Raw genomic sequence first — 5,362 nt, forward strand, 5'->3', positions numbered from 1 at the left:
ATGGACCACTCCTCATCACAAGAATAGTTATGCAGTAAGCTTCGCAATAGATATTCGAAACCCATCTCAACAAGGTTTTGTGATACACAGCGTCGCTCTGCGAAATCCGGAAGGTACAGATTTGGCATATCCCGGAACAGGACGGGTGAAGGACCAAGCGCCCCTTGAAATCGATTTCGATTGCCCTCCCGGCCTCAGAACGCTTCAGCTTTACGCTGAGGGTGCCGCCTTGGTGTCGGCAAAGAGTTTATCCATAACAGCTATTTTCTCTAGTAGATCACGGGATATTCGGTGCAAAGACCAAGCAATAAACGTAGCAATCCAGAGATTGAACAAAAGCATTCCTGAGCCGATCAGGACGATTGATTCATAAGACATTGAAGTTTCTCCGTCTCCGATTCTAGTTTTGTTCCGTGCGTCAGTACAAGCGAAATCTAACCATTCCCCTCCGCCACAAACTCCGGCATGTTACGGAGTGTGAATGGAGGGGTAGATGTTCCGTGAATTATTCTTGTGCGCTGGGATGGTTGCCTGGACGGTAGGTGGAGCTGCAGCGCAGTCATACAGTCCGGATTTCGATTGTTCACGGGCCAATCCTGCAGACAGCATTGCAGTTATGCTGTGCCAGAACTCCGACGCAGCCAAGGCAGAACTCGAGTTTGATCAAGCATATTACGCGCTTCGTCAAATAGTCGGGAAAGACGGATGGAAGTCTCTGAAAAAAGAGGCAATTGCCGACGATGAAATTCTAAAGGAATGTATCGCACCTCCGGATCCGTCTTCTCCAGAAGTCGCGCCTGTCGCAGACTCGGCATGCTATATTCGCAACATGAATGTTTTGACGGAAAAGTATCGCGGTCGATTGACCGGGGATGCATCTGAGGAAGCAGTTCGCCCAATCCTAACGCATCGCATTCTTCAACAAAAACTGATTGACCTTGGGTATTTGCCCGCGGGAAGCATTGCCGATGGGGTCTATGGGGAAAGCACTCGCGCCGCAATCGAGACATGGCAGCGCGTGGCGAAACGTCCGTCTGCCGATGGCTTTTTGTCGGACGATGATGCTACTGTGCTGTTGAACCAGACGCCTCAGAACGCGACGGGCGAAGAGCCGGTGCGACCTGCAATAAGTAAGGACATCGCCGCCTCCCAAGCCCCTAAAATCCCCCTCCCAATTAACACAGACCAGGCACCATCAAAGGAGACAATTAATCCCATATCTTTGCCAGATCATTCCAATAATAATCAAAAAAATTCTATGTATTTTGTGATAGCTGTATCAATAGTTGTTGTTTCTCTTTTAATGTATTTGCTTCCAACAATTATCGCCATAAATCGTGGCGTTAATAAAATGGCCGCTGTCGTTCTGGTAAATATATTATTTGGCTGGACATTTATAGGATGGGCCGTCGCTCTGATAATGGCGTGTTCAATGGAAAGAAGTATCGACTACGACTTGCGTACGCGCGTAATGATGCAGTTTATGTCTAAATAAGTTCCATGCTTTCTCACGCCTCATTTCCCCCACCCTTTTGGTCGGACACTGGGGCGCGGTACTATATCCGAGCCTGATCCGGAAGGAGCTTGAGGGAAGTGCCTCAGGCTCAATCCTTGGGCGGGAGTGCGGCGGTTGCAGTGCAATCCGCCCAAGCGCAATGCTGAACTCAATTAATCGACTTCAGCAGGCATCAAGGATGACGTATCGGCATCTTCAAATTTTACGCTCATTTTTAAGCCTAAGGCCCTCGATGCGCGCATGACTGTATCAAGCTGAACTCGTATATTTTCAGGGTCTAAAAGCCGGTCTATCTGTGGCCGACTGGTTGACATCACCTCGGCCATTCTTTTCTTCGAAATACCTTCAGATTTCATCTTATCTTCAAGCTTCCAAACGATAACTCGCTTCAGAGCAATCGCGTCCACTTCATCCAGTGCACCGTCTTCGACAAGGAAGTCCTCAAAGGTGCTTTCGTTCTGGACGGTGGCAACTTCTCGTTCCGTGTTCATGGCTATTTATCTCCAAGCGCAGCTTCGTGCGCTTTCTTTCGTCTAAGGGCGGTTTTTAACTCATCAGCAGGCGTGGATTCTGTTTTCTTGATGAAACCCGAGAGAAGGACCATTTTTGATCTTCTATCGATGTAAAACAGCACCCGCGCGATGCGGTTGGTCAAGTTGGTTCGCACCTCACAAATGCCATCTGCCAATGGACGGCAAGTCGGCATCCCAATAGGCCACCCATACTCAACAGTACGGATGTCCGCGTTGATCTTTATCCGATCCTCTTTCGGCGAAATGCCGAGAAGAAAATCACGAACAGGCTCCCTACCCGAATCCTGCTGATAGAAAACAGCCTCGATTCTCTTAGGAATCCTCATGCGAAAGCCCCGTCCAATGGTGCTCCCGATATCAACATCATGCACCTTGTGAGGTGCAGCGACAAGATGATTTATGTAACAAGAGCGTTTGAAATGTGAGCGTCGGTATTTCAGACATGGCTAGCGCTTTCAATCCCCTTGTACAGCCACCCTCCCCTGTACTAACATCCCGCTATGCCCCGACCCGCTAAATCCCGCGCCGGACTCGGCGACACGATCCGCCAGTTTTCGACGCCGAAGACGGTCCGAAAAACGGCATTCATCCCCGCAAGAGCGGAGGATAATTCGCCTACGCCGGAGCGGATGGCGAAACCTGATTTTGAAACAGTCGGTGGCAAGCGCATCAAGCTCAACACAGTCAACGCTCTCCATATGGCTGGAGATATCGACGGAGACGCAGTCAACGCGGCCCGTTGGTGGATCTGCGACTATGTGTTCGCAAACCACGGATATCTGGACATCCTGGTAGATGTGCTGCCTTCGGACTATGTGAAGGGGGACGTCCATACGTTCGCCATTTCCCGCGGGAACGCGGCCGAACGCATCGGCATGATCCGCGATCGGCTAGGTCTCTGCGCTCATGTAAGACTGGAGATGATGCTGGCTCGGGAACTGTCTTTTTCAGCGATGGGGGCGGCACTTTACCCAGCTCTTGGGAAGGCTCTTCAACGCGGGAAGGTTTCAGCGCAATGCGCATTAATCGTCGCCCAACTTCCTGCGGCCTATGCCGATACTCGACGCGAGATCAGGCAGGCGATTGAGCGAAACGCTCTGCAAAAAAACCTTGTACCTGCCAGCGCCTACTGATACGGTTGGACAACACTGAATAATTGCGCCCATAGCGCCAATTTTATTCCGGACAATCAGCGATGGCCGCAACCACAATCACAGTCGGTGATGTGGTGAAATGGCGCGGGTCGCTTCATGTGATTGCGGAAATACAATCAGGCAACGCGGCACTGTGTCCCGTTCTCCCGACACGGACCGTCAGGCATCGCGCAGATATCCTGATCGAGTTTCCTGACACCCTGCATCTCGGCCTGGTCGATGGCGCTCTGATCCGGTGCGAGCCCTTCGTGTTCCACAATGCCTGCAAGCTGACGAAGGCTGGTTCTCTGTCCCCTGCCCTTCTTTGCCGCATGCGACGCGCGGTTGAACGCGAAATGGATGCGAGGCGCGTCGAGGCTGGCGTGGCCGAGTATCTGGTGAGGTAGTCATGGCGAAAAAGAAGGCGGAAGTTATTTCGGCTCGTCCCAAAAGAGCGCCGCCTACTCCCATCACTCCCGAAATCTGGGATGATGTCCTGGACCTGATCGAGCAGGGCCATACGATCCGCGATATCTCCGCCATGGCTCACATGCCGGACTGGACGACGATCCGGCGATACATCAGGGCCGATGCCGAACGCAGCACACAATACGCCCGCGCGCGCGAGGTCGCTGCCGATGCTTATGAGGCAGAAATCCTGAGCGAGGCACGATCGGCAGATCCTGTGACGGCTGCCGCTGCCCGCGTCAAAATTGATGCGCTCAAGTGGGTGATGAGTAAGCGGGCCCCCAAGGTCTATGGCGACAAGATCACGCAAGAACACACCGGTGCTGACGGCGGCCCATTGGAGTTCACGGAAATCAGGCGCGTGGTTGTGGACGTACCCAAGAAGGATTGAGCATGACGAAGGCGCTGGAGATCCCCACAGCGCGCGTCTTTCTGCCCCTACTGAAGCCGAACCGATATAAGGGCGCGTATGGTGGTCGCGGATCCGGCAAGTCGCACTTCTTTGGCGGCCTGACCGTCGAAGAGCACCTGGCCATTCCCGGGCATCGAACGGTGTGCATCCGTGAAATCCAGAAGTCGATTGCGCGATCATCCAAACAGTTGATCGTGGACAAGATCAATCAGTTCAACCTGCACAAACATTTCGACGTGCAGGACCAGGTCATAAAGACGCCGGGCGATGGTCTGAGTGTGTTTCAGGGTCTTCAGAACCACACGGCTGACAGCATCAAGTCCCTCGAGGGCTTCGACCGTGCGTGGATCGAGGAAGCACAGTCGATTAGTTCCTACTCGTGGCGGATGCTCCGGCCAACGCTGCGTAAGCCGGGATCGGAAATATGGGCGTCATGGAACCCCGCGTCTTCAGACGATCCGATTGATGAGTTCTTTCGAGGCGAAGGTTCTGACCGTGCTGATCTCACAGCGGTACGGGCGAACTGGTCCGATAATCCATGGTTCGATGACGGCACACTGCCAACCGAGCGCATGGAGGACCAGAGGGCACGGCCTGACGAATACGATCATGTCTGGGAGGGTGATTACATCACCATCTCGGATGCGGTGATCTTTCGTAAGCGGGTCACGGTCGATGATTTCGAGACCCCTGAGGATGCGCGGTTCTTCTACGGGCTGGACTGGGGGTTTTCACAGGACCCAACGGCAATCGTCCGCTGCTTCATCGTCGATGACGTGCTGTACGTCGATTACGAGGCGGGTGGAACCGGCATCCATTTGGATGAACTGCCGGCCGTGCTCGATGAGATCCCCGGAACGCGACGCTGGCCCATCAAGGCCGACTGCGCCTCACCTCAGAACATCAGCTTTATGGCGACCCGGTATCGCTACAACATGACGCCCGCCAAGAAGTGGCCGGGGAGCGTAGAAGACGGCATCGATCGGCTGAAGGCGTTCAAGCGCATCGTCGTTCATCGGCGCTGCCCTCGCATTGCAGAAGAGTTTCGCAAGTACGCCTTCAAGGTCGATCCCAAGACCGAGGAAGTGCTGCCGGTCATAGTGGACGCCTGGAACCACTGGATCGACGCACTGCGATACGCCCTCGATGGGATCATTCAGAACCGCCGCTCAATGCCCTCGTTCGCAGGCTACAAATCAAGGACACGTCGATGAAACACTGGTTCAGCCTCAGCCGGGAGCGCAAGCCGTTGCCCGAGCGGCGCGAGCCTGTGCTCACACGCTCTGATCGACGTGGAGGG

Annotated in this window: 8 protein-coding genes; 6 read left to right on the top strand and 2 right to left on the bottom strand. The window is 53.9% G+C overall.

Features of this window, described 5'->3' with window-relative positions:
* Both GFJ39_RS14355 and GFJ39_RS13470 read left to right on the top strand, forming a co-directional pair.
* The coding region (locus GFJ39_RS14355; protein WP_228391970.1) for a hypothetical protein at window positions 1–373 on the top strand (373 nt) is incomplete at its 5' end.
* A gap of 120 nt (window positions 374–493) precedes the next feature.
* Complete coding sequence (locus GFJ39_RS13470) at window positions 494–1,495, top strand: superinfection immunity protein (protein ID WP_153431923.1); 1,002 nt, start codon at window positions 494–496, stop codon at window positions 1,493–1,495.
* A 173-nt stretch (window positions 1,496–1,668) separates the two neighbouring features.
* Here GFJ39_RS13470 and GFJ39_RS13475 read toward each other — a convergent pair whose 3' ends face one another.
* Both GFJ39_RS13475 and GFJ39_RS13480 read right to left on the bottom strand, forming a co-directional pair.
* The gene (locus GFJ39_RS13475) at window positions 1,669–2,007 is read right to left on the bottom strand and encodes an XRE family transcriptional regulator (protein ID WP_153431925.1); all 339 of its coding nucleotides are present in this window, start codon (window positions 2,005–2,007) and stop codon (window positions 1,669–1,671) included.
* Window positions 2,008–2,009: 2 nt separating this feature from the next.
* Window positions 2,010–2,375: a type II toxin-antitoxin system RelE/ParE family toxin gene (locus GFJ39_RS13480; protein ID WP_153431927.1), complete on the bottom strand. Its 366-nt coding sequence runs from the start codon at window positions 2,373–2,375 to the stop codon at window positions 2,010–2,012.
* Between the two features lie 174 nt (window positions 2,376–2,549).
* On the opposite strand from GFJ39_RS13480, the gene GFJ39_RS13485 reads away from it, so the two are divergent.
* From GFJ39_RS13485 to GFJ39_RS13500, 4 genes are all read left to right on the top strand, one after another.
* Window positions 2,550–3,182 (top strand): hypothetical protein, encoded by a 633-nt coding sequence (locus GFJ39_RS13485; protein WP_153431929.1) that lies wholly within the window; start codon window positions 2,550–2,552, stop codon window positions 3,180–3,182.
* Window positions 3,183–3,244: 62 nt separating this feature from the next.
* Complete coding sequence (locus GFJ39_RS13490) at window positions 3,245–3,589, top strand: hypothetical protein (RefSeq protein WP_153431930.1); 345 nt, start codon at window positions 3,245–3,247, stop codon at window positions 3,587–3,589.
* Between the two features lie 2 nt (window positions 3,590–3,591).
* On the top strand, window positions 3,592–4,041 hold the full coding sequence (locus tag GFJ39_RS13495; RefSeq protein WP_153431932.1) for a terminase small subunit-like protein: 450 nt from the start codon (window positions 3,592–3,594) through the stop codon (window positions 4,039–4,041).
* 2 nt (window positions 4,042–4,043) lie between these two features.
* A complete protein-coding gene (locus GFJ39_RS13500; RefSeq protein WP_153431934.1) occupies window positions 4,044–5,276 on the top strand; it encodes a PBSX family phage terminase large subunit in 1,233 nt (410 codons plus the stop codon).
* Window positions 5,277–5,362 lie beyond the last annotated feature (86 nt).

The organism is Gluconobacter aidae, assembly GCF_009547075.1.
Taxonomy (GTDB): Bacteria; Pseudomonadota; Alphaproteobacteria; order Acetobacterales; family Acetobacteraceae; genus Gluconobacter; species Gluconobacter aidae.

Excerpts from the sequence above, each read along its gene's own strand:
- GFJ39_RS13495 (WP_153431932.1), top strand. The coding sequence starts at position 3,592 with ATGGCGAAAAAGAAGGCGGAAGTTATTTCGGCTCGTCCCAAAAGAGCG.
- GFJ39_RS13500 (WP_153431934.1), top strand. The coding sequence starts at position 4,044 with ATGACGAAGGCGCTGGAGATCCCCACAGCGCGCGTCTTTCTGCCCCTA.
- GFJ39_RS13475 (WP_153431925.1), bottom strand. The coding sequence starts at position 2,007 with ATGAACACGGAACGAGAAGTTGCCACCGTCCAGAACGAAAGCACCTTT.
- GFJ39_RS13480 (WP_153431927.1), bottom strand. The coding sequence starts at position 2,375 with ATGAGGATTCCTAAGAGAATCGAGGCTGTTTTCTATCAGCAGGATTCG.
- GFJ39_RS13470 (WP_153431923.1), top strand. The coding sequence starts at position 494 with ATGTTCCGTGAATTATTCTTGTGCGCTGGGATGGTTGCCTGGACGGTA.
- GFJ39_RS13485 (WP_153431929.1), top strand. The coding sequence starts at position 2,550 with ATGCCCCGACCCGCTAAATCCCGCGCCGGACTCGGCGACACGATCCGC.
- GFJ39_RS13490 (WP_153431930.1), top strand. The coding sequence starts at position 3,245 with ATGGCCGCAACCACAATCACAGTCGGTGATGTGGTGAAATGGCGCGGG.